Source organism: Caldithrix abyssi DSM 13497, from assembly GCF_001886815.1.
In the GTDB taxonomy this organism is placed as follows: domain Bacteria; phylum Calditrichota; class Calditrichia; order Calditrichales; family Calditrichaceae; genus Caldithrix; species Caldithrix abyssi.
The window spans coordinates 4,808,871-4,833,029 of the sequence record NZ_CP018099.1 but is presented as its reverse complement, the minus strand read 5'-3'; the positions used below and the strand labels follow the sequence as shown (position 1 = coordinate 4,833,029).

Here is a 24,159-nt window from a genome sequence, read left to right as displayed (position 1 = left end):
TCCTTACTTGTAGCTGCGTTGGGTGGGTGTTACATATTCAAATTTTAGCTCTTCTTTGTGTAGCTCCCAGTCTCCAAGTTCTTTGAATTCCCATGCCGCCACATAAGAAAAGTTCTCGTCGTCACGCAGCGCTTCGCCTTCAGGCGTCTGACTCTCTTCACGGAAGTGCCCGCCGCAGGATTCCTTACGGTGCAGCGCATCGATAGCCATTAATTCGCCAATCTCCAGAAAATCCGCCACCCGGCCGGCCATCTCTAAGTTTTTATTCATAGTGTTCATTCCGCCGGCCACGCGCACGTTGTTCCAGAATTCTTGGCGTAATTTTTTGATCTCCTCTATCGCTTCTTTTAGGCCCTGTTCGTTGCGCGACATACCAACTTTATTCCACATAATATCGCCTAATTCACGATGAAATTCACGAACGGTTTTAGTACCCTTGATGGAGAGGAGCTTTTCATAAAGTTTGCGGGCTTCTTCTTTGGCTTCTTTAAAGGCTTCGTGCTCTTCGTTGACTTTTTCCAGTTGTGTGCTGGCAAAATAATCGCCAATGGTGTAAGGGATGACAAAGTAACCGTCAGCCAGACCCTGCATTAATGCGCTGGCTCCCAGCCGGTTTGCGCCATGGTCAGAAAAGTTGGCTTCGCCCAATACGAATAAACCGGGAATGGTGCTCATCAGGTTGTAATCGACCCACAGGCCGCCCATGGTGTAATGCACCGCCGGATAAATGCGCATCGGAACTTCGTAGGCGTCTTCGCCGGTGATCTCTTTGTACATTTCAAAAAGATTGCCGTAGCGCTCTTCTATGGTTTCGCGGCCAAAATCACGAATGGCGTCACGGAAATCCAGGTAAACGGCCATGCCTGTTTCACCGACGCCGCGCCCTTCATCACAGACCATTTTGGCGTTGCGCGAAGCCACGTCGCGAGGCACCATGTTACCATAAGTCGGATACTTGCGTTCCAGATAATAATCTCTCTCTTCTTCAGGAATATCGTTCGGATGGCGTTTGTCGCCTTTTTTCTTTGGCACCCAAACCCGCCCGTCGTTCCGTAAACTTTCGCTCATCAAGGTGAGCTTCGACTGATAATCGCCGGAACGCGGAATGCAGGTGGGGTGAATTTGCACGTAACAGGGGTTGCCGAAAAAAGCGCCTTTTTTGTGCGCCTTCCAGATGGCCGAACCATTAGAATTAATGGCGTTGGTGGAAAGGTAATAAGCAACCCCGTAACCGCCGGTGGCCAGAATAACCGCATCTGCCCAGTACGATTCCAGTTCTCCGGTAATCAGGTTGCGAACCACAACGCCGCGCGCTTTGCCGTTAATTACAACCAGATCAACCATCTCTCTGCGCGGCAGCAGATTAACGGTGCCTTCATCCACCTGACGCATCAAAGCGCTGTATGCGCCCAGCAGCAACTGCTGCCCTGTTTGACCGCGGGCATAAAAAGTGCGCGAAACCAATGCGCCGCCAAATGAGCGATTGGCAAAATAGCCGCCATATTCCCTGGCAAATGGCACGCCCTGCGCCACAGCCTGATCAATAATATTATTACTGACCTGCGCCAGGCGATAAACATTCGCTTCCCTGGCGCGGTAATCACCGCCTTTTATGGTGTCGTAAAACAGACGCCAGATGCTGTCGTTGTCATTCTGATAATTCTTAGCGGCATTAATTCCACCCTGTGCGGCGATGCTGTGCGCGCGGCGCGGTGAATCCTGAATGCAAAAAGTGGTTACTTTGTAACCCAACTCGCCAAGCGAAGCCGCGGCAGACGCCCCCGCCAGACCGGTGCCAACAACGATAACGGAAAATTTCCGTTTGTTTTTAGGGCTGACCAGCTTCAGGTTGTTCTTATGGATGTCCCATTTCTCCGATAAGGGCCCGCTGGGTACTTTGGAATCTAATTTCATAATGCGCCTCCTCTCGTGAAGTAGATCCAGATCGGCAAAAATACAAATCCAAAGGAAACGATGATGGCGTATAAAGCACCAACCGTGTAAATGAATGAAGTGAACCATTTACTGCCCAGCCCAAGGGACTGAAATGCGCTCCACACAGCATGACTTAGATGAAAGCCGACTAAAATCATAATAATAACGTAAAAGGCAACATTCCATGGATTCTGAAAAAATTCTATTACGGTTTGGTAGAGATTGGGAATTTGGTGCGTATAACCATCCGGCGTGTACATAGTCACGTTCCCATATTTAAAGTGTAATAGATGAAAAATGATGAAAATGAAAATCAGAACACCGGTGTAAATCATGGTTACCGACCCAAACGAGCGTCGGCTTTTACCCTTTGCCCAGGTAACCATTGAATATCCCTGGGGCCTGGCGCGCCAGTTCCCGATTTGTACCCAGATGCCGTAACCCAGATGCGCTAACAAAAAAAAGATCAGTAAAAATTCGGCAAAATAAATAATCGCCCCCGACTGATGTGTCAAAAAATACGCGTACTTGTTAAATGGATCAGGATCGGTGTTCAATAATTGCAGATTACCAATCAGGTGAATCAGCAAAAATCCTGTCCATACCAAGCCCGCAATGCTCATGAAGATCTTCTTGGATAAAGAAGACGTCAAAATCATTTTAAATTGCATAGGCCAACTCCATATTTATGGTTACAATCCCCGTTGAATACTTTCCATCTTTGGGCGCCTTTAATGGTTTGCCCCCAAATTGCAGGATAATGAGCAAACCACTTTTCCGTGAGAATATACTACTTTTCACAAATTGTAGCAATAATAATTTCTTCTTTTTACAAAGAGTTAAATTAATTCAACAAAATTATTTTAAGAGGCAGTAAAAGTTTGAAAATGGCCTAAATAAGCGGTTTGATTGTTTTAATATTCTGTCTTTTTTCTCTAAGCTGCTCTTATTTCGGAAAAATTTTTGGCCGTAAAACAGTCAAGGGTAGCATAGCCGCAACTAAAAACCAACCGCAACGTGCGCAAAGTAATTTTCTTGCAGATTACTGAAATAATCGCAGAAAATTATTTAACATTTAAGACAAAAGCTAAATAAACCGGCGCAATTTACGCCCGGGGCTGTCCCAAAAGTCAAAGAAGATGTATTTTTATAAATTTTTTCTTTCCCTCACCCCCTTTAATTCCCTCTCTCCCGATTTTCGGGAGAGCTTACTATATTATAGTTGTCAACAAAAGGATGAAAGAAAAGACTATACTCCTTAAATTGTAAGCTGATTTAAAAAAAAAGAAAGGAGCATAGTCATGGGGAAAATAAACAAAAAAGAGAGAAAATTCAACGAAGAAACCTTATTAGTTACAGTGGATATAGGCAAAAAATTTAATTACGGTTATGCACGTACAAAAGATGGTCAGGAGTTAGAAGTGTTTAAGTTTTTTAACACAGGTAAAGGATTCGAATATTTTTTAAAAAAAGTAGAAAGCTTCAGAGCAAAGACCGGTCTTAAGAATTGTTTATTTGGCCTGGAATCCACTGGCAGCTATGGGCTTGCGCTCATTCATTATCTACATCGAAGGGGCTATGAGATTGTACAAATAAATCCGATGCATACCAAGCGCCTGAAAGAATTAACGGACAATAGTCCCAATAAGACAGATAAAAAAGACCCAAAGGTCATAGCAGATATAATAGAATTAAACAAATATTTAACAGTAATCATCCCAGAGGGAATTTTTGCGGAATTACGCGAATTGGTTCATTTAAGAGAGAAAATACTTGAAGATCTACGAAGGAGTTATAATCGAATTGAGGGACAGTTATTTAAGATATTTCCGGAATTCTCTCAGGTCATGAGAGATTTAACTACAAAGACTTCACGTTATCTTTTGGCTCATTATACTTTACCTCAATTCATATTGGATTTAGGCTTAACAAAGCTAACAGAGCTAATAAAGTCAGTAAGTAAAAACCGATTAGGTGAAGAAAAGGCCCTTGCTTTATATGAAGCTGCTAAGATGAGCGGAGGCATCAAAGAAGGAACCCGGTCCATTGTAATGGAGAGGGTGTCCCAAAAGCGACATCTAATGAAAAATTATACAAAGATAGGAAAAATCTTACAGTAGCCCTCACCCCCTGCCCCCCTGATTTATTATAGTCAAATATTTTAATAATAAAGTTATTAACAATATGTTAATAACTGGGGCTGTCCCAAAAGTAAATCAAGATGTATAAATATGCAGGTTTTTAAATATAATTTTATTGGTAAATGTGATACGAAATTATGGAAAAGGTAAAAGATTTCAACCAAAAAACATGAATAAAAACAAGATTTAAATTGGTTCTATTTATTGTCTTTAGCACATAAAATAACTTGCATTAATAGTTTGAAAATATTAAATTTAAAATAAAAACCATGAAGCCAAAACGTTGTCGGAAAATCCCATTTAAAACTACCGATCAAAACCAACTTACTATTCTTCCGCCTTCATTAGATGAGCTCATAGAACCCAATCATATGGTTCGGTTTATCAATGCCATCATAGACAAGATGGATATTGATTTTTTAATTAAAGAATACAAAGGAGGCGGTCGGGCCGCGTATCATCCGCGGATGCTATTAAAAGTAGTCATTTATGCCTATACGCAGAAGATATTTACTTCGCGCCAGATAGCTAAGGCCTTAAGAGAGAATATTCATTTCATGTGGTTATCAGGGAACAGTCGTCCGGATTTTAGGACGATAAATCGTTTTCGTTCATCACGATTGAAGGGAAAAATAGAGGAAGTATTCACCTATGTAGTTGAGCAATTATTGGAGTTGGGCTATATCGAATTAAATGATCTTTTTATAGACGGGAGCAAATTTCAGGCGAATGCGAATAAATACAAGGCAGTCTGGAAGAAGAATGTAGACCGTTACCAGAGAGTACTTCAAGAGAAGCTAAAGGAATTACTAAAGAAGATAGATAGCGAGAATGATTTAGAGAATCGTTTATACGGTAATAAAGATTTAGGAGAATTAGGAGAGGATGTTAATTTAAGCTCTCATCAGATTGAACAAATAGTAGATATATTGAATGAGCGGTTAAAAAAGGAACCGGACAATAAGGAATTAAAGAGAGCAAAAAATAAAATAGAGAAGGATTATTTACCGCGCCAACGTAAATATGAAAAGCAACGAAAGCTTCTAAATGGTAGGAATAGCTATAGCCAGACGGACCCGGATGCTACCTTTATGAGTAAGAAGCGGGATCATCATAATAATACGGATTTGCTTCCGAGTTATAATGTTCAGGTAGGAAGTGAGAATCAATTTATAGTGAATTATACGATAAATCAGAACGCGAATGATAGCGTATTATTAAAGCCCTTTATGGAGTCATACAAGCGTTGTTATGGTAGGCAACCAAATCGAGTAATAGGCGATGCAGGCTATGGAAGTGAGGAGAATTATGCATATTTGGAATCAGAAGGTGTAGAAGCTTATATCAAATACAGTAGTTATTACAAAGAGCAAAAGAAGTCATACAAAGAGAATCCTTTTTTGATAGATAACATGCGGTATGATCCTGAATTAGATCGCTATGAATGTCCTGCCGGTCGGTATTTAGAATATGTTGGAGAACAGGAAAGTGTTACGTCGACGGGATTTAAAGTAAAGCATCGTATTTACCGTAGTGAGAGTTGTGAAGGCTGTGTATTGAAAGAAAAGTGCTACAAGGGCCAGACTGCACGTGTTGTTAGAGTAAATGTCATGCTTAATGATTATAAAAAGCAGGTTCGTTCTCGATTGAATACGGAAGAAGGAAGAAGATTAATCAGCAAACGAGGTTCGGAGATAGAAACAATTTTTGGACAAATAAAGCATAATCTTGGAATAAGGGGCTTTTTATTAAGAGGATTAGAGAAAGTAAAAACAGAATTTGGTATAATAGCAGTAGCGTATAATTTAAAAAAGATGTTTAATCAGATGAAAGAGTACGGTTTAGTTAACGAGATGTATAAGTATAGCGCTAACATCTTTTTTAATTTAAACCGGGCAAGCCAGTGTCAAAATTTAGGCCCAAAAAATACCATTTTAAAATCGTTAGAGCGGTTTTTTATAGAAATTAAGGAAAAAATAGTTGTTAAATATTCATCCTGTCTCTTCAACGCCAAAATATGTTTTGTATAAAAATTTACTTTCATCGACTTTTGGGACAGCCCCAGATAGATCGTTTAGAATCTTATCAAAAGTCACTAAAGGATGAGATAGAGAATTATTTAAAAGAAGTGCCATACAGCAGGAACATATTATCCATAAAAGGGATAGGACCCATAATCGCAGCCATTTTAATAGGAGAGTTAGGAGATATCCGCAGATATAAAAGTTATCGTGAGTTAGAGAAGATAGCGGGATTAAACCTGTATGAAGTCAGTTCTGGCCAACATAAAGGTAAACATCACATAAGCAAACGCGGTCGGAGTTTATTAAGAAAAGCTCTTTTTTATATAGCCATCAATGCAAGTAGAGGTATCTTACAAGAAGTTTATCAGGTACATAAGGAGAAAGGGATGGCCAGCGCCAAGGCTTTAACGGCGTTATCCAGAAAGATATTAGCCATTATTTTTGCATTAGTAAGAGATGATAGTTTCTACATAGAAGGCTATAAAAAATCAAATAAAGCAGCCTAAAAGCAACAATTTGAGATATGGCGGGAAGACCTTCGGCCCCCCCATAAAGGCATACAGATAGTATGACCTTCGGTAAGAGAGCAAAAAAAGGCTTCCCGTCATATTTACCTTAGTTCCGATTAAGTAAGATAAGAGCTGTTAAAATACAGACTCTCGAATATCAGGGTAGAACAAGGTAAAATATCTCAAAAAATAGGCGAAAAAGTTATCCACAATAATTAACATATTAAAAAGAAAGGAGTTAGGTGTGTAAAAAATGAGTTATCCACATATCCACACCCTCTACAGTTATTAACATATTGTTAATAACTTTATTATTAAAATATTTGACTATAATAAATCAGAGGGGGGCAGGGGGTGAGGGCTAATGTAAGATTTACCATGAATTTAAATAAATATGCATTTAATTTCGCTTTTGAGACAGCCCCGGGACGGGGGATGAGTTTTAATACAGCATAAAATTTTTTGCATCCCGCCATGGCGAGACAGATGCTACGAAGGAAGTTTTCTTGGTGAACAGAAAAGTTTTTTTATGTTCTGATTTAAAACACGCTGACAGAATGCGTGTTTAAGAAGACGGTTCTTTTTGTAATATCAAAATGGTCTGATCATCAAATTTTGGTCGCGCTCCATAAAATCGCTCAAGATCATTTTTAATGCAGATAAGCATTCTCTCCGGATCGGAATGGAAACAGCGCATTAAATGCTGCTTAAAGCGTTCTTCGCCATAGATGATTTTGTTCACAGCATCCGCTTCTATAGTCGCTTCCGTAAAACCGTCGGTGTAAAGAATGAGTGTCTGGCCCGTTTTTAGTTTAATTTTTTTGATTTCCAGATTTTTTTCGAGCACGCTGGCAGATCGCGTTATGCCCAGGCCAATGCCTTTTGTCTGGATTTCTTTTAAAGCTTTTTGATCAGCTTTAGATTCTATGATAATGGGCAGCGGATGGCCGGCGCGAATATATTGGAAGGTGCTTCGTTTTGCATCCAGAATGCCAAGGATGATGGTTACGAATACGTTGCTGTCCAGTACTTCTTTCATTAAAAAGTCGTTCAGCTGTAAAACAAGTTTTTTTAAGTCGTCGATAAAAGGTCTGGAATATCTCAGCAGGCTGATGATTTGCGCCATGTAAAAGGCGGCGGACATCCCCTTGCCGGAAACATCGCCGATGGCTATTAAATAACGATGGTCATCCAGGGCGAACACGTCGTAAAAGTCGCCGCCCACTTCGTTGGCCGTTGTAAGATCCGCGGCAATTTGGTACCCGGCAATTTTGGGCAAAGAGGTCGGCAACATTTTCAACTGTACCTCATGAGCAATCTTCAATTCCTGATTAAGGCGCTCTTTTTCACGCGCTTCGTTCATAAAGCGCTTTAAATCGCGCGACATGCGATTAAAATGCGAAGCCAACTCGGTGAATTCATCGTCGCCCGTGAATGTAACACGATAATCCAGATTTCCGCCAGAAATTGCCCTGACGGCTTTTCTTAACTGGGCAATACGCCGGATAATTAATTGATTAATCTGCACCCCCAGCTTAACCACACGCCGGATCACCAGTGAGTTAATCAGAAAAAAGACAAAGATTAAAATCAACAACACCTGAGTCATGAAATTCCATTGAAATAAATCTTTTAAATCGTAAAAGATATCTATAGCGAAATAAGTGTCGTCTTCATCTAAAGAGAAAAAGATTCGACCAACAATAATCGGATAGGCGTTCAATTTGGTCCATTCTAAAATTTTGGGGTTTTCACGCTCAAAGGCGTTTGGAGGCCAGGTTAGTATGTGTTCGTAATTTCTTTTTAAGCTAAAAAAAGGATTGATCAAGCCCAGCGGATTAATCCTGATGGCGCCGGCCTGCCAGAAGCGTATGCGGTAAAGATAGGCAAGAAATGGGTTGGGCCTGAATCTGTAAGCGACCAGACCGCTGCCAATGATTAAATTGGTCTGACTGAACAATTCCCTTAGAAATGTACTATCTAGATGAACCGCAAATAGCGAGTCGCCGCTTAGCGTTTCCGGTCGAAAGAAAAGGATCAATTTTTGTGCTGACGTCCTCTGCAATGTGGCGACGCTTAAATCCCGAGTGAAAACCCTGGTATTATGAGTTTTGTGGTACAATTGTTTTACAGATGTTTTTTCTACCTTAAGCGTTGTTTTTTGCCCCTCAACTGCCTCTTTACATAAACGAAAAACTTCCTGGCGCAAGTTGTCGGCCTGCCAGCCGGAAATAAATAAAAAGAAAATAAACAATAAAAGCGCTAACTGAACAAACTGCGGAATGGTGGATTGAAACAGGCTGGCAAGCCAGAGTTTGCGGGAGATTGGCGCGTAATTGTAAATGAGAACCAGGGGAATTTTTATGAGCAGAACGATCAGGTAGATTTTGCCGGTGTAATAAAGTAAATAAGGAAGCGAATAGGTCCACAGAGCGTTGTCTGTCGAATCCGCTATTTTCTTCATTTGGTCAAAATATTCAGGCCGCTGAAACTGCACGTAAAGGGCGAAAACCAGAATTAAATAAACGCCTAATTCGGCGCGGGACAGGTTTTCCAGCCAGGTGCTTCTTTTCATTAACGAGTAAAAGATCATTAAATAAAAAATCCATTGACTGATGGGATGCCCGAAGATTAGCAGATGGTGCGAAATAAAAAGAAATAAGGCGGCAAGCGCCAGATAGCCCTGCCTGTTCTTGGATTCGGAAGTAAATAAAAGCCCGGCCGACCAGATCATTAATAGCCAGAGAGCCTGGAATAATAATAGTTGTGGATATTTTATTAAACCTGGCGCATCTGCAGATACATTCACAAAACCCAGCAGAAAGTTGTGTAAAAAACCGGCGGCAAAAAATACGGCCAGATAAAAGGCTGGAGTTGCTTTTATCTTATTTAAGATGATCTGGTTGGATTTGAACCAGAAAATGAACATGGCCACGAAGAAAATGGAATGAACCGTCGAAGAAGGGATGATTTCACCGGTCGTTACAAAAAACAGGCCGCTGAAAATAGCCAGATAAATAAATAACTTTTTTCTCAGCGCCGGTTCCTGCCGAAAAAAATTTCGCAAGGGGCTTAAAAGACGATCGAATTTAAACCTGTCCGCTTGAACCACAATAAAAACCTTCGTGAAAATTGTTTTTTTTGGGTACTACGACAATTTAAACAATAAGATGCATTCTTCCATAAAAAAATTGTAGGATGACGCCTATGGCTTACTGGACAGTTTATTGGCCGGTTTAATGTTCCATAGCCAATGGAGCTGATTTTCGTCAATAAAAAAAGCCTGCCGTGTTGGCAGGCTTAAAATCTGTGGGCGATGTAGGATTCGAACCTACGACCCCCTGCTTGTAAGGCAGGTGCTCTAAACCAACTGAGCTAATCGCCCTTTTTGTCTTTTGCCATGATGGCCAGCGGAATGATCGCCAGATAGGCGATGATCAAAATCGTCGGCGCAAGGTGTAAGGATAAAAAACCGTCAGCCGGCGGTTGCGCCATTAAAATGTAGCCGAGAATTATTAGTCCCAGGCCCAGAAGAAAAATTTGGATATTTTTTCTTCCAATTACCAGGGCTTCTACCTTTTTTTCCTGGCGTTTCTTAAGTTCTCTCTTGCTGACTGCTTTGGCCATCTTTTTTTCTCTCATTTAAAATTAGAGCGTTAAATATAAAGAGATTTTCGCAACCGTGCAAAAATTTTTTTATTTTTTTTGAATTGTTTAGTTTCTTTCTTTATTTTCACTGAAAATAGGGAATGAGTCAAATGAAGTCTAAAGCACAAAAGATTCGGCTGGGCATTTTTATTGTTATCGGCCTTCTGCTGCTCATAGGAATGGTTTTAATCCTTTCCATTGAAAAATATTTTAAAGAAAAAGATATTTATTACATCAAATATGAAAATGTGTCCGTTAGTGGGCTTGATGCGGGCAGCGCGGTAAAATATCTGGGCGTTCACATTGGTTCTGTAGAAAAGATTGAGATCAATCCTCAAAACATCAGCCAGATAATCGTAACCATCGGGGTGCGGCGCGGCACGCCCATAAAACAGGACGTTGTGGCCGACATCTCTACCATTGGTATTACCGGCCTTAAGATTATCGAGCTGCGCGGCGGCACGCAGGAAGCCCCTCTGCTGAAGCCGGGCGGCTACATTCAGCCAGGTCGCTCATTGACAGAAGAGATCACGGGCAAGGCCGAAGTACTGGCCGAAAAAATGGAGTTGATTCTCAATAACCTGATTCAGCTAACCGATCCGATTAATCAAAAGAAAATTATTCAATTAATAGAAGAATCCCGGCTGGCCATCAAGCGTGTTAATCGCATTTTAGCAAAGACGGAACCGCGTTTAAACAGCATGGCCAGCAAATTAGACACCAGTTTGACCCATCTGTCATTTGCCGCCAGATCAGCCCGCACAACTCTGGAAAGAATCGAAAGCGTGGTGGGCTCGGATACCTTAAAAAAGACCATGCGCAATATTGCCGAAGTGGCCGAAAAATTGAACAAAGCCAATATTTACAACCTGGATGAAGACCTGAATTTTGCGGTGGATCGTCTTAATAATTTATTGAGACAAATGGATCTGCTCATCAATATGAACGGCGTGCGCTTTAACCAAACCATGGAACAGCTCAACCAGACTGTTCGATATTTAAATAGCGCCGCCAGGCAAATAGACGAAGATCCGTCTATTTTACTCGGCGGCAGTAAACCGGAGAATGCGCCCGATGAAAAACTTAAAGAATAAAATCGTAGCAACCTGCTTGTTGGTGTTTTTCGTTATTTTGCTTACCAACTGCACCAGCAAGCGCATCCTGAAAAAATATTATGCTCTGGATGCGCAAAGCGATTCCACACTGATTCAAAAAAATGCCCTGCCGTTTTCCGTGATTATTGAACCATTCTGGGCTCATCCGGCTTACAAAACCAGGCAGATCGCCCTGCGCACACGCAGCCATGAATTGGAGTACTACTACTACCATCAATGGGCGGAAGCGCCGGACGTTGCCTTGCGCTTTCTGCTGTGGCGAAAGCTGAAAACTTTGAATGTCTTTCAAAATGTCGATCTGGCCATCGGGCAGGCTTATCCCAATTATGGCATTTCGGGCTCTATCGATCGCATCGAAGTAAAAAATCCCGATAAAAAGACGCACTATCCGCAGGCCAGAATAAAGGCCAGGCTGGAGTTATTCGATTTAAAAAATAGGCAGGTTGTGGTCTGGCATGAGTTTGATCGTTCGGCAAAACTCCCTAAAAAATTTGGCATGAATCAATTCGTGGAACGCGTCAATCAGATGGTTAATGAAGAGTTAGACGTTTTTATTCAAAAAATTTTAAAATCACTTCAATAGCCGCTGTTGCCATGGAACCAATACTGATTACACTTCCACAAAGCGTTACGCACGATCAAATAAAGCGCATTCAAAAGGAATTGTCGCCGTACAAAGGCAAAAAGTTTGAAGGCGCAACGATTGTAATCGACTTTCAGAACGTAAAAAATTTAGACAGCGCCGGCGCGCTCTTTTTGCACCGTGTCAAAGATGCGTTTAAAAAGAAAAAAATACAGCTTCAATGGATCAATACAGCCCCCGAGATAGAAAAAACCTTAAATCTCTTTTCGCCGGTCAAAACGTCTGAACCGCCGGTCCCATCTAAAAACATTTTTGAAACCATTGGCGAGTGGGGCTACGAGGGGCTCATGCATTTTGTCCAATCGCTCTTTCTCTTTTCCAATATCGGATTCTGGGCGCTGGTGGGTCTTGTCAAACCTTCCATGCGTAGAAAAGGAGAAGTTAGCAATCAGGGCGTATTGATTGGCGTGAACGCCCTGCCCATCGTGGCTTTGATCGCCTTTTTAATCGGCTTCATCCTTGCCCTGCAGTCAGCGGCTCAGCTCAGGCAGTTTGGCGCCAATATTTATGTCGCCGATTTGATCGCCATCGCCATGGTCAGCGAAATGGGGCCATTGATTACGGCTATTCTGGTCGCCGGTCGATCGGGCTCTGCTATCACGGCCGAAATCGCCACCATGAAGGTTAGCGAGGAAATCGACGCTCTGACCGTGATGGGCGTTGATCCGATTCCCTATTTGATCGTCCCCAAACTGTACGCTCTGATTATTACGCTGCCTTTGCTCACCGTATTTGCCAATGTGATCGGCATATTTGGCGGCGCGGTCATTGGCGTAACGTATCTGGACATCAGCTTTTATCCTTTCTTTAAAGAAGTCTTTTCCGTGCTGCGCTACAAAGAGATCGTTACCGGCATGGTTAAAAGCCTGAGTTTTTCTGTCATTATTTTGTTAACGGCCACCTATTTTGGCTTTCGCGTTAAAGGCGGCGCAGAAGGCGTGGGGCGCGTTACCACCGCCTCGGTGGTGGCTTCCATTTTTTTTGTGATTGTGGCCGATAGTATTCTGGGGTTGATCTTTTATTTTGGAGAACCGGCGTTCTGATGGATAAGAAAGTGATTCGAGTTCAGAATCTGGTTAGCGGCTATGACGAACGCATCGTTCTGGACGACATCTTATTCGAGGTGGTTGAGGGCGAAATTCTGGTCATCCTGGGCACAAGCGGCTGCGGCAAAACCACCTTGCTAAAACATTTGATGGGCTTGATGCAGCCTTATTCCGGAGAGATTCAGTTATTAGGGCATGATCTATTAAAAGCCGATGAAAAAGAAATGCTGAAAATGATGCGTCAGATTGGCGTGCTGTTTCAGAACGGCGCTCTGTTGAATTCGATTACGGTGGCCGAAAACGTGGCCATTCCGCTGGAGCAGCACACGGATTTGAGCAAAGAATTGATCGAAGATCTGGTGCGTTTAAAATTATCACTGGTGGGGCTGGAGCGCGCCGCCCATGCCCTGCCTTCTGAACTGTCGGGCGGTATGCGCAAGCGAGCGGCGCTGGCGCGCGCCATTGCCCTGGACCCAAAGGTTTTGTTTGCTGATGAACCCGCCGCAGGTCTGGACCCGGTGACCGCCGCCGCGCTGGATCGCCTGCTTTTAAACCTGCGCGATTTACTGGGCATGACCCTGGTGGTGGTAACGCACGAAGTGGGAAGCATCCGGCGCATTGCCGACCGAATTCTCTTTTTACACGAAGGAAAGGCCGTTTTTTACGGTAAGTTAAGCGACGCCTTAAAATCGGATATTGAACCCGTGCAAAAATTTTTCAATGCCTGATCCATTTCTGTATTTTACGATTTTATGATCGGCACACAAGGATGATTCTTTCTTGCCTGTATTTTTAAAATTTCAACGATTGTTTTAAAATGTTTTAAAGATGATTAAAATATTTCCGCTCTGGCTGTTTTTGGTTTTTGGGGGATTTTCTTTTTCCTTTGCCCAGCAGGCGGATGCGCTGGAACCCTGGCTCGATTTGATTAAAGAAGACCCGGCCATCGCCGAAGCGCTGGCGGATTTGCTGGAGAACCCCGTTGCCGTCAATCAGGCCGAAAGGCAGGACTGGCAGCGCATTCCTCTGTTAACTTCCGAAGACATCGACAGCATCCTAACTCGCCAAAGCAGGCAGGGGGCATTTCGTTCTGTGCGCCAGATCGCTAAAATCATCGGAAAGGAAAAATTTAAAAGAATCCGACCTTTTCTGATCTTACGCGCTCCAAAGAAAAAATCTTTGCAGGTAGTTCAGCGCAATTACTGGAATGTGCAAACACCAGCAGAAGGAGAAAACGAAAAATTTTTAGGAAGCGGGATTTACAATCTTACCCGCTTACAGTATCGAGGCACAAGCGGCAGATATCCCTGGAAAGCCGGTCTGGTTTTACAAAAAGACGTGGGAGAACGTCAATACAACGACTACTGGAACGCCATGCTTGCCGTCAATTTTAAGAAGGGGCGGTTAATCTTTGGAAGTTTTTATTTGCAGCTGGCACAGGGCCTGTTGTTTTCATCGCCCTTTGGGAGGATGAAAAGCAGTATGGCCATGTTGCCCTTCCAGGCGAACAAAATCGTGGCGCGAACCTATCTGGGGGCGAGCGAAAATTTTGCGCAAACGGGGGTGTGTTTTACAGGGCAGCCCTTTCATGGAACGGAACTGGCTCTTTTCTGGAGCACAAACCTGCGGGATGCGCGGTACAATCCACAAACTAAAAAAATTACGGGCTTCGATTTTAGCGGTTACCACAGGACTGCTCTGGAAGAATCCAGAAAAGATTTAATTATGGAAAAGGTAGCCGGATTTTCTTTTAAACGTACCATTGGAAAAAATGGCGGTTTAACTCTGTCGGCAGCCAGTATTGATTATAGCCCGGCCATTGAATTTAACGCGCGGAACGTTACGTTTAGTGAATTAAGAAAGGATTTTTATCATTTTAGCGGCAACCAAATTTTACTGGGCAGCATGGCTTATGATTTCCGCATTGCCGCTTTACGTCTGGCCGGAGAGCTGGCGGCCGGCAAAAACGGCGGAACAGGTATTACGCAAAGCGTCTGGTTAGAAGATGAAACCTTTCGGAGCGGCGTCATGTTCTGGAATCTGACGCCAAATTTTCAATCGCCTTACGGTCGAGTTTTTGATTGGAATAGTCCCTTCCCGCAGGCCGTTCGCGGAATTTACTTTGCTCTTACCTGGCAAAACGATCGCTTGCGCATTGATTTTTACAAGATGCTGGTTCAAAATTTATGGCGAACGTATCGCCAGCAGTTCCCCCCTTTGAAGGATGAATGGCTGCTAAACCTGAATTACGTTTTTCGCAGTGGGCAGCTTGAGGTGCGCTGGCGGGAAAGAAGCACGGATGCAGCCCCTGAAGCTTCTACCATCGCCCGGCAGAGGGTACGCGGTCTTCGTTTGCAGTTAAAAATTCCGATTGAAAAGCGACTGGAATCTACCACGCGTCTGGAGCTGGCCTGGCTAAACCATCCTGCAGAAAAGGGGGCGCTGAGCTTTCAGGAATTGAGGTGGAACTTCAGACGGCGCCTGTCGCTGGTGGGGCGGGTTACTTTTTTCAGAACCCCTTCTTATCGTACCAGAATTTACGAGTACGAAAGCGATGTGCCGGGCAGCTTCGCCAATTTTCCCATGTACGGCCAGGGTTTTAAGTGGTATGTGCGTTTGGGGTGGCGCCCTTTACCGCGGCTGGGGGTCTGGTTTAAGTTTCGTTATTTAAGGCTCAACGACCCCGTGTTAACAGACATCGATTACGGCCGCCAGCAAACGAAAACAGATCGTTTGTTTCGCCTGCAGTTGATGATAAATCTTTAGAAATAAAAAGCGTGTTGATTAACACACCTCTTCCACGCGCCAGTTTTCGTCAACCCACAATCCGATGACCGTGTGCTCAGGATAGCGCCGGGCAATAAACTGCACCGCTTTGTGCAGATGTTCGAGTTGCGTCTCTTTTGAAACGGGGTTGCCAGCACAGTCGTGATGGCCCACAACGGCGATTTGCCTGGATTGGTGCTTATCCACAGAAATCGTTAAACGCGACAAAATAGAGGCAATTAACGTCGAATCGGTCTGTTCGGCTAAAATACGATTGGGGCCGGGCTCAGAGATCACATCCACATATTCACAATTAAATCGGTTTTGCAAATATTGGATAACGGGTAGTTGAACTCTTCCATCCATACAATTAATGACGGTGCAAAAACGCATGCAATTCCTTTCTTTTTTACCAGACTTTAATCCAGTTCCAGATTTCCTGAGGCGTGGGTTTTTTCCCGACCATCAAAGTGGACATGCGAAAGATGCGTCCGGAAATAAAGACCATAGCCACAATGGAAACAATCATTAAAATAATGGTGCCGTAAATATCAAACATGATGGGCGTGGTGGAAAGCGGAATGCGCATGATCATGAAAGACGGCGTTAAAAATGGGATAAAACTCAAAATGCGAATCAATGGCGCATTGGGGTCGGCCAATACCAGCAACGATAAGAGAACCGGGAAGATAGCGACGGTGCGCAGCAGCTGATTGATCTGCTGTGCATCGTATTCACTGGCTGAAACCGATCCAATGGTTACAAAAATGGAGCCGTAAAACAAAAAGCCAAGACTAAAGTAAGTTAAAAAGTAAAAGGCGTTTTGCCAGTTGAGATAAGCGATTTTATCCGCAGGGATAATACCGGCCGACATAAAAATAAGCGTAATGACAAACCAGCTTAATATTTGCACAAGTCCCAGCAGGCCCAGCCCGAAAATCTTGCCGCCCATTAACTGACTGCTGGACACGTAAGAAAGCAGTATTTCGATCACACGATTCGATTTCTCTAACAAAACGCTGCTAAATACGTAGCCTCCGGCGGTAAAGATGGCCATAAACAACAGGAACACGCCGATCAGCGGCCCGTAAAATTGAACGTAAAAATTCCACTCCTGCTGTCCCTCCGGTAAAAGCTGATATTTTTTCATGTAAATCGGTCGGAACCAGCGTCGTATTTTACTGCGGGGGATCTGATCGTTTAAAATGCGCTTTTTAATAATGATGGTTTGTAAGATTTTTTCAAAGCGATCGATCTCTTTCAAATCGCCCGGGGTTTTGGTATGGTATTCCACCACCCCGCTTTTGGCAAAATCCGGCCCAAAAACCAGGTAGGCGTTTAAAACATCCATGTGCAATAAGGAGTCGGCTGTTTTTAATGCTTCGCGCTTGTACAGAGAATCCATGGCCGATTTAAAGCGGGAGAGTTCAATTTCGATCAATTCTTTTTCTTCACGCGTGTTCTGCAGTTTTTCGTACGAAGTTCTCAAAACGTAATCGCGGTTGGGGATGCGCGTGTTCTTGTAATATTGCATGCGCTCGGCTTTAATCTGTTCGTAAACCTGCGAAATGGAATCGAGCCGGGCTTTGATCTCTTCGTATTTGGAAAGCATTTGCTTGTAAGGCTGGGAATTGCCAACCGCCACATTCATCACCAGATATTCTGAGGATTGGTTATCCAGGCGATAGCTGCGGCTCAACTCCCGCTGGAGTTCTTCTTTGATGTTTTGGCCAGAAAGATCGATTAAACCAATCAACTTTGTGGTAATTTGTGGCTGCAAACTAAAAATAAACAGGGGAAGCGTAATAACCGCCGCAAACAAAAAGGGCGAAACGAATGTGTTGAACAAAAAAGAACGCGATTTGATGCGCGTCATGAATTCCCAGCGGGCAATTCTAAACATATTTTTCATTTTAAAACCTCTGCCTGTTCCTGAATTAAACGAATGAAAATATCGTGTAAAGAAGGCTCAAAAACTTCGAAACGTAAAATTCTTGCCTTTTGCTCGATCCGCTTCATGATCTCAGAAAGCTTTAACGTGTTATTTTCCAGAATGAATTTGTAGCTGTTTTTCCCCTCTTCAATAATTTGAATGCCCTCCATTTCGCTCAGAATGGGGATAGGGGCGTCGGCTTCGATAAAATAAGCGTCTTCCCTGAATCGCTTTCGGATACTTTCAATGGAACCGTCGATTACCACCTGCGCCTGATTAATCAGGCAAATATGGTCGCAAAGCTTTTCGGCCTGATCCATCAGGTGTGTGGAGAGAATCAGGATTTTGTTTTTACGCCTGAACTCTTCGAGTATCTCATAAAGAACCGTCTGGTTGATTGGGTCGAGCCCGGTAAAAGGTTCGTCTAAAATCAAAACATCCGGGTCGTGCAAAAAGGCGGCGATGAACTGGATTTTTTGTTGAATTCCTTTGGAAAGTTCGTTGATGTGCGCATCGGTGTATTCCACAATGCCCAGACGATCGAGATAGCGAATGGCTTCGACTTCTGCCTTGCGCATGGTGAGATTGTTTAATGTGCCAAAGTAAACCAGCACGTCCAGCACTTTGGCCCGGGGATACAGGCCGCGCTCTTCCGGCAAATAACCAAAATGAACGCCTTTTAAGCGCTGGCGCTTGATGCCGTTGAATAGAATTTCGCCCTCGTCCGGCTGCAGAATATTCATGATCATGCGCATGGTGGTTGTTTTACCGGCGCCGTTAGGCCCTAACAGGCCGAAGGTTTCGCCGCCGCGCACGGTAAAACTTAAATCCTTCAAAACCACATGATCTTTAAAACTTTTGCTGATCTTCTGAACTTCTAAAATGTTTTGTTCCATATTAATTGCCCGAAATTTTAATTAACTCATACTGCCCGTGTGTTAAATCTGTTAACTTATTTAAAAAGGATTCGGCTGCGCTCCAGGGTAATTCGACCTGAATGGAAACGCCGTTAGAATAATCGGATTGAAGCGTTTTGCCTTCAAACTGACTCAGCAGGCGGTAAACATGTTGTTCGTTCGCGTAGTCGATTTTTAGTTCAACGATTCTGGTTCGTATTTTTTCTTTGATTTTGAGTTGTTTTAAGGCTTCTTTGGCCGCTTCGCTGTAGGCGCGAATTAAACCGCCGGTTCCAAGCTTGGTTCCGCCAAAATATCTGGTAACCACGCAAAGCGCTTCAAAAAGTTCGCTGCCTTCCAGAACCTGAAAAATGGGACGGCCGGCTGTGCCCGATGGTTCTCCGTCGTCAGAATAACGGTAGGTTTGCGCGTCAATGCGATAGGCAAAGCAATTGTGCGTGGCGTCGTAGTAACGCTTTTTTATTGCTTCGTACCTGGATTCAGCTTCTTCCTTGCTGGAAACGGGGAAAATGTGGCTAATGAATTTTGAGCCCTTAACGGTCAGTTTGCCGACAGCTTCATGGGCAGGAACTTTGTAACGATCCATAGGCCTTTAGTTTTAACTAAGATTAAAAATTTTAATTACTTAACAAAGACTTAATCAATTTAGATAAACATCAGATCATTGTCAAGAAGAGAACAATAGAAAGATAAGGTAAAATTTTTCTGTGATTTACAGAAAAAAAATGATAGACAAAAAAATCATTTGAAATGGATGAAAAATGTTATTATATTTGAAATCTGCAACAACGCAGAACATAAGGTCTTGGTCCGGTAGTTCAATTTGGTTAGAGCACCTGCCTGTCACGCAGGAAGTTGCGGGTTCGAGTCCCGTCCGGACCGCCTGAAAGTGGTTCATGAATGCAAATTCGTGAACCACTTTTTTTTTTGTGGAAAAAAGCTGTTTCATTTGCTCAGCGCATGCCGAAGACTCTGAATTTGCGCCGCCTCCTAAAGGCTTCCGGAAGCAAATGGGCGCTCTTTATTTTACCATGGATTATTTTTAATTACCCTTCCGTTTTAAACATCTGTAGATTTGTGCCGAACAATGAATTTAAAGATTTAATCAAAAGAGGTTAGCAGGATGCTAAACCACACTCAAAAACTAAATCGTTTGGTGGAATTTGGTCTGGAAATCAGCCACGTTGCCGATTTAGACTTGTTGCTGGAAAAGGTTCTTAGCGAGGCCCGTTTTCTCTTTAACGCAGACGCCGGTTCCATTTATATTAAGGAAGGCGAAAAATTACGCTTTACCATATCGCAGAACGAAACATTGCAAAAAAGATTGCCAAAGGGCCAGAAATTAATTTACACTTCTTTTACTTTACCCATAAATAACCAGTCAATCGCCGGATATGTGGCCAATAATGACCAGGCGTTAAACATACCGGATGTTTATCAACTGAGGCCTGATTTGCCCTTTTCGTTTAATAAAGAATTTGATCGGATGAGCGACTATCACACGCAATCGATGTTGACCATCCCCATGAAAAATACCAGGAATCAGATTGTGGGCGTGCTTCAGTTGATCAATGCCCAGGACGATCAGGGAAAAATCATTCCCTTTGACGCCGAGGATGAGCCGATCGTCAAGCATTTTGCCATTTACGCGGCCAATGCCATTGAACGTGCGCAGATGACGCGCGACACCATCGAACGCATGATCCGCATGGCCGAATTAAGAGACCCCAGAGAAACGGGGCCACACGCCAATCGTGTTGCCGCATTTTCCGTTGAGCTTTACGAGGCTTATGCCCAGAAAAAGAATCTGCCTCAAAAAGAGGTTGAATGCACGCGGGATGCGCTGCGCATGGCGGCCATGTTGCACGATGTGGGAAAGGTAGCCATTTCGGATACCATTCTGAAAAAACCGGGAAAGCTATCCGATGACGAATATGAAATTATGAAAAAACACACCATTCATGGCGCGCGACTCTTTATCGATCCCCGTTCTGATTTTGATGAGTTCTCCGCCATTGTCGCCTTAAACCATCACGAAAGATGGGATGGCAATGGCTATCCGGGGCATGTGGATCCTGCAAGCGGCGCGCCCCTGCCCGGTTATCAGGGAAAAAGTGGAAAGGCGCGCGGCAAACGAGAAGAAGAAATCCCTCTGTTCGGGCGCATTGTAGCCCTTGCCGATGTGTATGACGCCCTTTCTTCTGCCCGTGTTTACAAAAAAGCATGGAGCGAAGAAAAGGTTTTGCAAATCATCGAAGAAGAGCGGGGCAAGCAATTCGATCCGCAATTGGTGGACTGCTTCTTTGCCCGGCTGGATATGATTCGTTCCCTTGCATCAAAGTATCCTGATAAAAATCCTGCCGAATAATTCATGGCCTGTTTCAAGCCGGGATATTTAAACGTTTTTTAAGATTTTTTTTTGATTCACCAAAATTTTTTTTAAAAAATTTAAAAAATGATTAGCGTTGTAATAATTTTATTTTTATCTTTGTGCTTTGCAAAGCTCTTTGAGAAAATTTTCATATTGACGGGAATAAGTTGCCCGTAAAAGTGCGTAAAAAAACAATAGCACGCGAATTACAGAAAATTTTCACAATGTTCAATCCAGTTTCAGAAAGGGATTTGGTTTGGAAGTAACTACGCCGCAATGGCCTTTGTTGGTTTATATTGTTGCTGTCCTGGGCCTTGTAATCTTCATGCTTGGTCTTTCTTATTTATTGGGGCAGCGTCACAAAGAAAGAGCAACCGGTGAATATTTTGAATCCGGAATCCTGCACACCGGAACATCGCAAATTCGTTTTACAGCCCACTTTTATTTAATCGCATTATTTTTCATTATTTTTGACCTGGAAGCCGTATTTATCATTGCCTGGGCCATCGCCTATAAAGAAGTTGGTTGGGCTGGATTTATTGGCGTGGCGATCTTTATTTTGATTTTGTTGATTGTGCTGGTTTACGAATGGCGCATTGGTGCTTTGAATTTTGCAGCCGATGGAAAAGAGATTATTAAACGAATGAAATCCATTAAAGAAGGTGAAAAGTAAATTATGAAGTGGTGGTTAAGTAAACCGAACGAATCCATAAATAGCGTTCCAGACGACCCGTCCATCGAAGCGGCGGTTAAGCAAAGCGTAGTCTTAACGCGCCTGCAGGACCTGGTAGCCTGGGGACGGAAAAATTCTTTGTGGCCGTTTAACTTTGGCCTGTCCTGTTGTTATGTGGAGATGGCCACCAGCATCACCAGTAAATACGACCTTGCTCGTTTCGGTGCGGAGGTTATTCGCGGCACACCCCGTGAAGCGGATATGATGATTGTGGCCGGAACGGTTTTCTTGAAGATGGCGCCCATCATTAAAAGGCTTTATGAACAGATGATGGAGCCGCGCTGGGTTATTTCCATGGGCTCGTGCGCCAATTCCGGCGGCATGTTCGATATCTATTCGGTAGTGCAGGGCGTGGATAAATTTATGCCGGTGGATGTGTATGTGCCGGGTTGCCCGCCGCGGCCGGATGCCTTTCTGGATGGTTTGATAAAGCTGCAGGAACTGGTGGGCAATGAAAAACGGCCGTTGAGCTGGGTGATCGGCCCGCAGGGCGTAATTAAGCCGGAAAAACGAATCGTCCGAGACGAACGCTGGCCGGAGAAGAAAAAGACAACCTTCTTAACGCCGCCAGATGAGATTTAGAAAAGTTTGTTGGTCAAAATAATAATAAAGACACTAATATGACATACGATCACACTGTTATCGACGAGTTAAAGCGGGAGTTTGGCGAGAAAAATCTTGTACTGCAGGAAACGCGGGATGAAATGCCCACGGTTTATGTCCCGCAGGATAAGGTTGAAGCGGTCCTGAATTTCCTGAAAAATAAAATTGCCAGGCCGTATAAAATGCTTTATGACCTGACGGCAATTGACGAACGCAACCGTACGCATCGCGAGGGACTGCCGGAAGGCGACTTTACCGTGGTGTACCACCTGATGTCGTTTGAGCGCAATTCTGATGTGCGCATCAAGGTGGCCTTGCAGGGCGAGTATCCTTCCGTTAAAACGGTCACCAACGTATGGGCCAACGCCAACTGGTACGAGCGCGAAGTGTACGATATGTTTGGCATCAAATTCGAAGGCCATCCCCACCTGCGCCGCATTTTAATGCCCGACACCTGGGAGGGCTACCCGCTGCGTAAAGATCATCCTGCGCGCGCCACAGAGATGGGCCCCTTTCAAATGCCGGATGACAAACTGGATAAAGAGCAGGAAGCTCTGAAATTCAAGCCGGAAGAATGGGGACTTCAGCGCTCTTCTGAGGATACGGATTTTATGTTTTTGAATCTGGGGCCGCAGCATCCCGGTACGCATGGCGTATTGCGTTTAATTTTGCAATTAGACGGCGAAGAGCTGGTGGATGTGGTGCCAGACATCGGATTCCACCACCGCGGACAGGAAAAAATGGCCGAACGCCAGACCTGGCACACCTATTTGCCCTATACCGATCGCATCGATTACCTGGGCGGGGTAATGAACAATTTTGCCTATGTACTGGCCGTTGAAAAACTGGCCGGTATTGAGGTGCCCGATCGCGCCAAAGTCATTCGCATTATGTTGAGCGAACTGTTCCGCATCGCCAGCCATCTGGTGTGGTATGGCACGTTTGCCCAGGACGTGGGACAGATGTCGCCGGTATTTTACATGTTTAACGATCGTGAACGCATTTTTGATATTGTGGCAGCCATTACCGGCGACCGAATGCACCCCAACTGGTTCCGTATTGGCGGCGTGGCTCAGGATTTACCGAAGGGCTGGGAGAAGCTGGTAAAAGATTTTGTCGATTACTTCCCCAAACAATTGAAAACCTACGACAAACTGGTCATGAAGAACAAAATCATCAAAGCGCGCACGGTTGGCATTGGCGCCTACACAACGGAAGAGGCCATTGAATGGGGTGTAACAGGGCCGGGATTGCGCGCCACGGGACTGGAATGGGATTTTCGTAAAAAGCGTCCTTACGGCGGCTACGACCAGTTTGAGTTTGAGATTCCCGTCGGCCAGCACGGCGATTGTTACGATCGGGCCATGGTGCACGTGGAAGAGATGCGCCAGAGCTTGCGCATTGTTGAGCAATGTTTGAAAAACATGCCCGACGGCCATTACAAATCCGACCATCCGCTTACCACCCCGCCACGCAAAGAGCGCACCATGAAAGATATTGAAACGTTGATCAATCACTTTTTGAACGTCACATGGGGACCGGTCATGCCGGTGGGCGAGGCTTTTTTTGGTATTGAAGCCACCAAAGGAAACAACGGCTTTTATCTGGTCAGCGATGGCGGAACCAACTCTTACCGAACGCGCGTTCGAACGCCGTCGTTCCCGCACATCCAGATGGTGCCTTACATAAGTCGCGGGCATACCATTGCCGACTTACTGGCCATTCTGGCCAGCATCGATTATGTTTTGGCTGATGTTGACAGGTAAATCAATAAA

19 protein-coding genes, 2 tRNA genes and 1 pseudogene are annotated in these 24,159 nt (G+C 44.0%); 13 read left to right on the top strand and 9 right to left on the bottom strand.

Features of this window, described 5'->3' with window-relative positions:
- Positions 1–3: 3 nt before the first annotated feature.
- Both Cabys_RS18975 and Cabys_RS18970 read right to left on the bottom strand, forming a co-directional pair.
- The gene (locus Cabys_RS18975) at positions 4–1,914 is read right to left on the bottom strand and encodes a fumarate reductase/succinate dehydrogenase flavoprotein subunit (RefSeq protein ID WP_006927722.1); all 1,911 of its coding nucleotides are present in this window, start codon (positions 1,912–1,914) and stop codon (positions 4–6) included.
- Positions 1,911–2,594 (bottom strand): succinate dehydrogenase cytochrome b subunit, encoded by a 684-nt coding sequence (locus tag Cabys_RS18970; RefSeq protein WP_225868927.1) that lies wholly within the window; start codon positions 2,592–2,594, stop codon positions 1,911–1,913. Before Cabys_RS18970 ends, Cabys_RS18975 begins: the two co-directional genes overlap by 4 nt.
- Before the next feature lie 642 nt (positions 2,595–3,236).
- On the opposite strand from Cabys_RS18970, the gene Cabys_RS18965 reads away from it, so the two are divergent.
- The 3 genes from Cabys_RS18965 (at position 3,237) to Cabys_RS18955 (ending at position 6,606) form a co-directional block, all read left to right on the top strand.
- Positions 3,237–4,055 carry an IS110 family transposase gene (locus Cabys_RS18965; protein WP_044281039.1) on the top strand — a complete coding sequence of 273 codons (819 nt, stop codon included), beginning with the start codon at positions 3,237–3,239 and terminating at the stop codon, positions 4,053–4,055.
- A 290-nt stretch (positions 4,056–4,345) separates the two neighbouring features.
- Entirely contained in the window at positions 4,346–6,106 is a 1,761-nt protein-coding gene (locus Cabys_RS18960; RefSeq protein WP_071961310.1) for an IS1182 family transposase, read from the top strand.
- A 20-nt stretch (positions 6,107–6,126) separates the two neighbouring features.
- Entirely contained in the window at positions 6,127–6,606 is a 480-nt protein-coding gene (locus Cabys_RS18955; RefSeq protein WP_052304145.1) for an IS110 family transposase, read from the top strand.
- 568 nt (positions 6,607–7,174) lie between these two features.
- On the opposite strand, the gene Cabys_RS18950 is transcribed toward Cabys_RS18955, so the two are convergent.
- From Cabys_RS18950 to Cabys_RS18940, 3 genes are all read right to left on the bottom strand, one after another.
- Complete coding sequence (locus Cabys_RS18950; RefSeq protein WP_006927725.1) at positions 7,175–9,721, bottom strand: PP2C family protein-serine/threonine phosphatase; 2,547 nt, start codon at positions 9,719–9,721, stop codon at positions 7,175–7,177.
- 198 nt (positions 9,722–9,919) lie between these two features.
- A tRNA-Val gene (locus tag Cabys_RS18945) sits at positions 9,920–9,994 on the bottom strand.
- A complete protein-coding gene (locus tag Cabys_RS18940; RefSeq protein ID WP_071777812.1) occupies positions 9,985–10,236 on the bottom strand; it encodes a hypothetical protein in 252 nt (83 codons plus the stop codon). The genes Cabys_RS18945 and Cabys_RS18940 overlap by 10 nt, the downstream gene beginning before the upstream one ends.
- A gap of 131 nt (positions 10,237–10,367) precedes the next feature.
- On the opposite strand from Cabys_RS18940, the gene Cabys_RS18935 reads away from it, so the two are divergent.
- The 5 genes from Cabys_RS18935 to Cabys_RS18915 all read left to right on the top strand — a co-directional run bounded on the left by Cabys_RS18935 (position 10,368) and on the right by Cabys_RS18915 (position 15,827).
- On the top strand, positions 10,368–11,351 hold the full coding sequence (locus Cabys_RS18935) for an MlaD family protein (protein ID WP_006927726.1): 984 nt from the start codon (positions 10,368–10,370) through the stop codon (positions 11,349–11,351).
- Positions 11,332–11,955 (top strand): ABC-type transport auxiliary lipoprotein family protein, encoded by a 624-nt coding sequence (locus Cabys_RS18930; protein WP_006927727.1) that lies wholly within the window; start codon positions 11,332–11,334, stop codon positions 11,953–11,955. Before Cabys_RS18935 ends, Cabys_RS18930 begins: the two co-directional genes overlap by 20 nt.
- An 11-nt stretch (positions 11,956–11,966) precedes the next feature.
- The gene (locus Cabys_RS18925; RefSeq protein WP_006927728.1) at positions 11,967–13,058 is read left to right on the top strand and encodes an ABC transporter permease; all 1,092 of its coding nucleotides are present in this window, start codon (positions 11,967–11,969) and stop codon (positions 13,056–13,058) included.
- Complete coding sequence (locus Cabys_RS18920) at positions 13,058–13,789, top strand: ABC transporter ATP-binding protein (RefSeq protein WP_006927729.1); 732 nt, start codon at positions 13,058–13,060, stop codon at positions 13,787–13,789. Before Cabys_RS18925 ends, Cabys_RS18920 begins: the two co-directional genes overlap by 1 nt.
- A 100-nt stretch (positions 13,790–13,889) precedes the next feature.
- Positions 13,890–15,827: a ComEA family DNA-binding protein gene (locus Cabys_RS18915; protein ID WP_006927730.1), complete on the top strand. Its 1,938-nt coding sequence runs from the start codon at positions 13,890–13,892 to the stop codon at positions 15,825–15,827.
- Positions 15,828–15,845: 18 nt separating this feature from the next.
- On the opposite strand, the gene Cabys_RS18910 is transcribed toward Cabys_RS18915, so the two are convergent.
- The 4 genes from Cabys_RS18910 to Cabys_RS18895 are packed head-to-tail and all read right to left on the bottom strand — an operon-like array spanning position 15,846 to position 19,263.
- Positions 15,846–16,220 (bottom strand): carbonic anhydrase, encoded by a 375-nt coding sequence (locus tag Cabys_RS18910; protein WP_006927731.1) that lies wholly within the window; start codon positions 16,218–16,220, stop codon positions 15,846–15,848.
- A 16-nt stretch (positions 16,221–16,236) separates the two neighbouring features.
- Positions 16,237–17,730 carry an ABC transporter permease gene (locus tag Cabys_RS18905; protein ID WP_169833739.1) on the bottom strand — a complete coding sequence of 498 codons (1,494 nt, stop codon included), beginning with the start codon at positions 17,728–17,730 and terminating at the stop codon, positions 16,237–16,239.
- A 5-nt stretch (positions 17,731–17,735) separates the two neighbouring features.
- The gene (locus Cabys_RS18900; protein WP_006927733.1) at positions 17,736–18,656 is read right to left on the bottom strand and encodes an ABC transporter ATP-binding protein; all 921 of its coding nucleotides are present in this window, start codon (positions 18,654–18,656) and stop codon (positions 17,736–17,738) included.
- Between the two features lies 1 nt (position 18,657).
- Positions 18,658–19,263, bottom strand: coding sequence for a YigZ family protein (locus Cabys_RS18895; protein WP_006927734.1), 606 nt, complete (start codon positions 19,261–19,263; stop codon positions 18,658–18,660).
- Between the two features lie 221 nt (positions 19,264–19,484).
- On the opposite strand from Cabys_RS18895, the gene Cabys_RS18890 reads away from it, so the two are divergent.
- The 5 genes and pseudogenes from Cabys_RS18890 to nuoC all read left to right on the top strand — a co-directional run.
- Positions 19,485–19,559, top strand: a tRNA-Asp gene (locus Cabys_RS18890).
- A gap of 241 nt (positions 19,560–19,800) precedes the next feature.
- The gene (locus Cabys_RS18880; protein WP_006927735.1) at positions 19,801–21,045 is read left to right on the top strand and encodes a GAF and HD-GYP domain-containing protein; all 1,245 of its coding nucleotides are present in this window, start codon (positions 19,801–19,803) and stop codon (positions 21,043–21,045) included.
- Between the two features lie 259 nt (positions 21,046–21,304).
- Positions 21,305–21,721 (top strand): NADH-quinone oxidoreductase subunit A, encoded by a 417-nt coding sequence (gene ndhC, locus Cabys_RS18875; protein ID WP_006927736.1) that lies wholly within the window; start codon positions 21,305–21,307, stop codon positions 21,719–21,721.
- 3 nt (positions 21,722–21,724) lie between these two features.
- Positions 21,725–22,363 carry an NADH-quinone oxidoreductase subunit B gene (locus Cabys_RS18870; RefSeq protein WP_006927737.1) on the top strand — a complete coding sequence of 213 codons (639 nt, stop codon included), beginning with the start codon at positions 21,725–21,727 and terminating at the stop codon, positions 22,361–22,363.
- Positions 22,357–24,150, top strand: a pseudogene (gene nuoC / locus Cabys_RS18865) (NADH-quinone oxidoreductase subunit C/D); the annotation flags it as partial. The gene Cabys_RS18870 and the pseudogene nuoC, both read left to right, overlap by 7 nt.
- Positions 24,151–24,159: the final 9 nt, after the last annotated feature.

Coding starts and splice junctions, on each gene's coding strand:
- Cabys_RS18975 (WP_006927722.1), bottom strand. CDS start 1,914: ATGAAATTAGATTCCAAAGTACCCAGCGGGCCCTTATCGGAGAAATGG.
- Cabys_RS18970 (WP_225868927.1), bottom strand. CDS start 2,594: ATGATTTTGACGTCTTCTTTATCCAAGAAGATCTTCATGAGCATTGCG.
- Cabys_RS18965 (WP_044281039.1), top strand. CDS start 3,237: ATGGGGAAAATAAACAAAAAAGAGAGAAAATTCAACGAAGAAACCTTA.
- Cabys_RS18960 (WP_071961310.1), top strand. CDS start 4,346: ATGAAGCCAAAACGTTGTCGGAAAATCCCATTTAAAACTACCGATCAA.
- Cabys_RS18940 (WP_071777812.1), bottom strand. CDS start 10,236: ATGGCCAAAGCAGTCAGCAAGAGAGAACTTAAGAAACGCCAGGAAAAA.
- Cabys_RS18935 (WP_006927726.1), top strand. CDS start 10,368: ATGAAGTCTAAAGCACAAAAGATTCGGCTGGGCATTTTTATTGTTATC.
- Cabys_RS18930 (WP_006927727.1), top strand. CDS start 11,332: ATGAAAAACTTAAAGAATAAAATCGTAGCAACCTGCTTGTTGGTGTTT.
- Cabys_RS18925 (WP_006927728.1), top strand. CDS start 11,967: ATGGAACCAATACTGATTACACTTCCACAAAGCGTTACGCACGATCAA.
- Cabys_RS18920 (WP_006927729.1), top strand. CDS start 13,058: ATGGATAAGAAAGTGATTCGAGTTCAGAATCTGGTTAGCGGCTATGAC.
- Cabys_RS18915 (WP_006927730.1), top strand. CDS start 13,890: ATGATTAAAATATTTCCGCTCTGGCTGTTTTTGGTTTTTGGGGGATTT.
- Cabys_RS18910 (WP_006927731.1), bottom strand. CDS start 16,220: ATGCGTTTTTGCACCGTCATTAATTGTATGGATGGAAGAGTTCAACTA.
- Cabys_RS18905 (WP_169833739.1), bottom strand. CDS start 17,730: ATGTTTAGAATTGCCCGCTGGGAATTCATGACGCGCATCAAATCGCGT.
- Cabys_RS18900 (WP_006927733.1), bottom strand. CDS start 18,656: ATGGAACAAAACATTTTAGAAGTTCAGAAGATCAGCAAAAGTTTTAAA.
- Cabys_RS18895 (WP_006927734.1), bottom strand. CDS start 19,263: ATGGATCGTTACAAAGTTCCTGCCCATGAAGCTGTCGGCAAACTGACC.
- Cabys_RS18880 (WP_006927735.1), top strand. CDS start 19,801: ATGCTAAACCACACTCAAAAACTAAATCGTTTGGTGGAATTTGGTCTG.
- Cabys_RS18870 (WP_006927737.1), top strand. CDS start 21,725: ATGAAGTGGTGGTTAAGTAAACCGAACGAATCCATAAATAGCGTTCCA.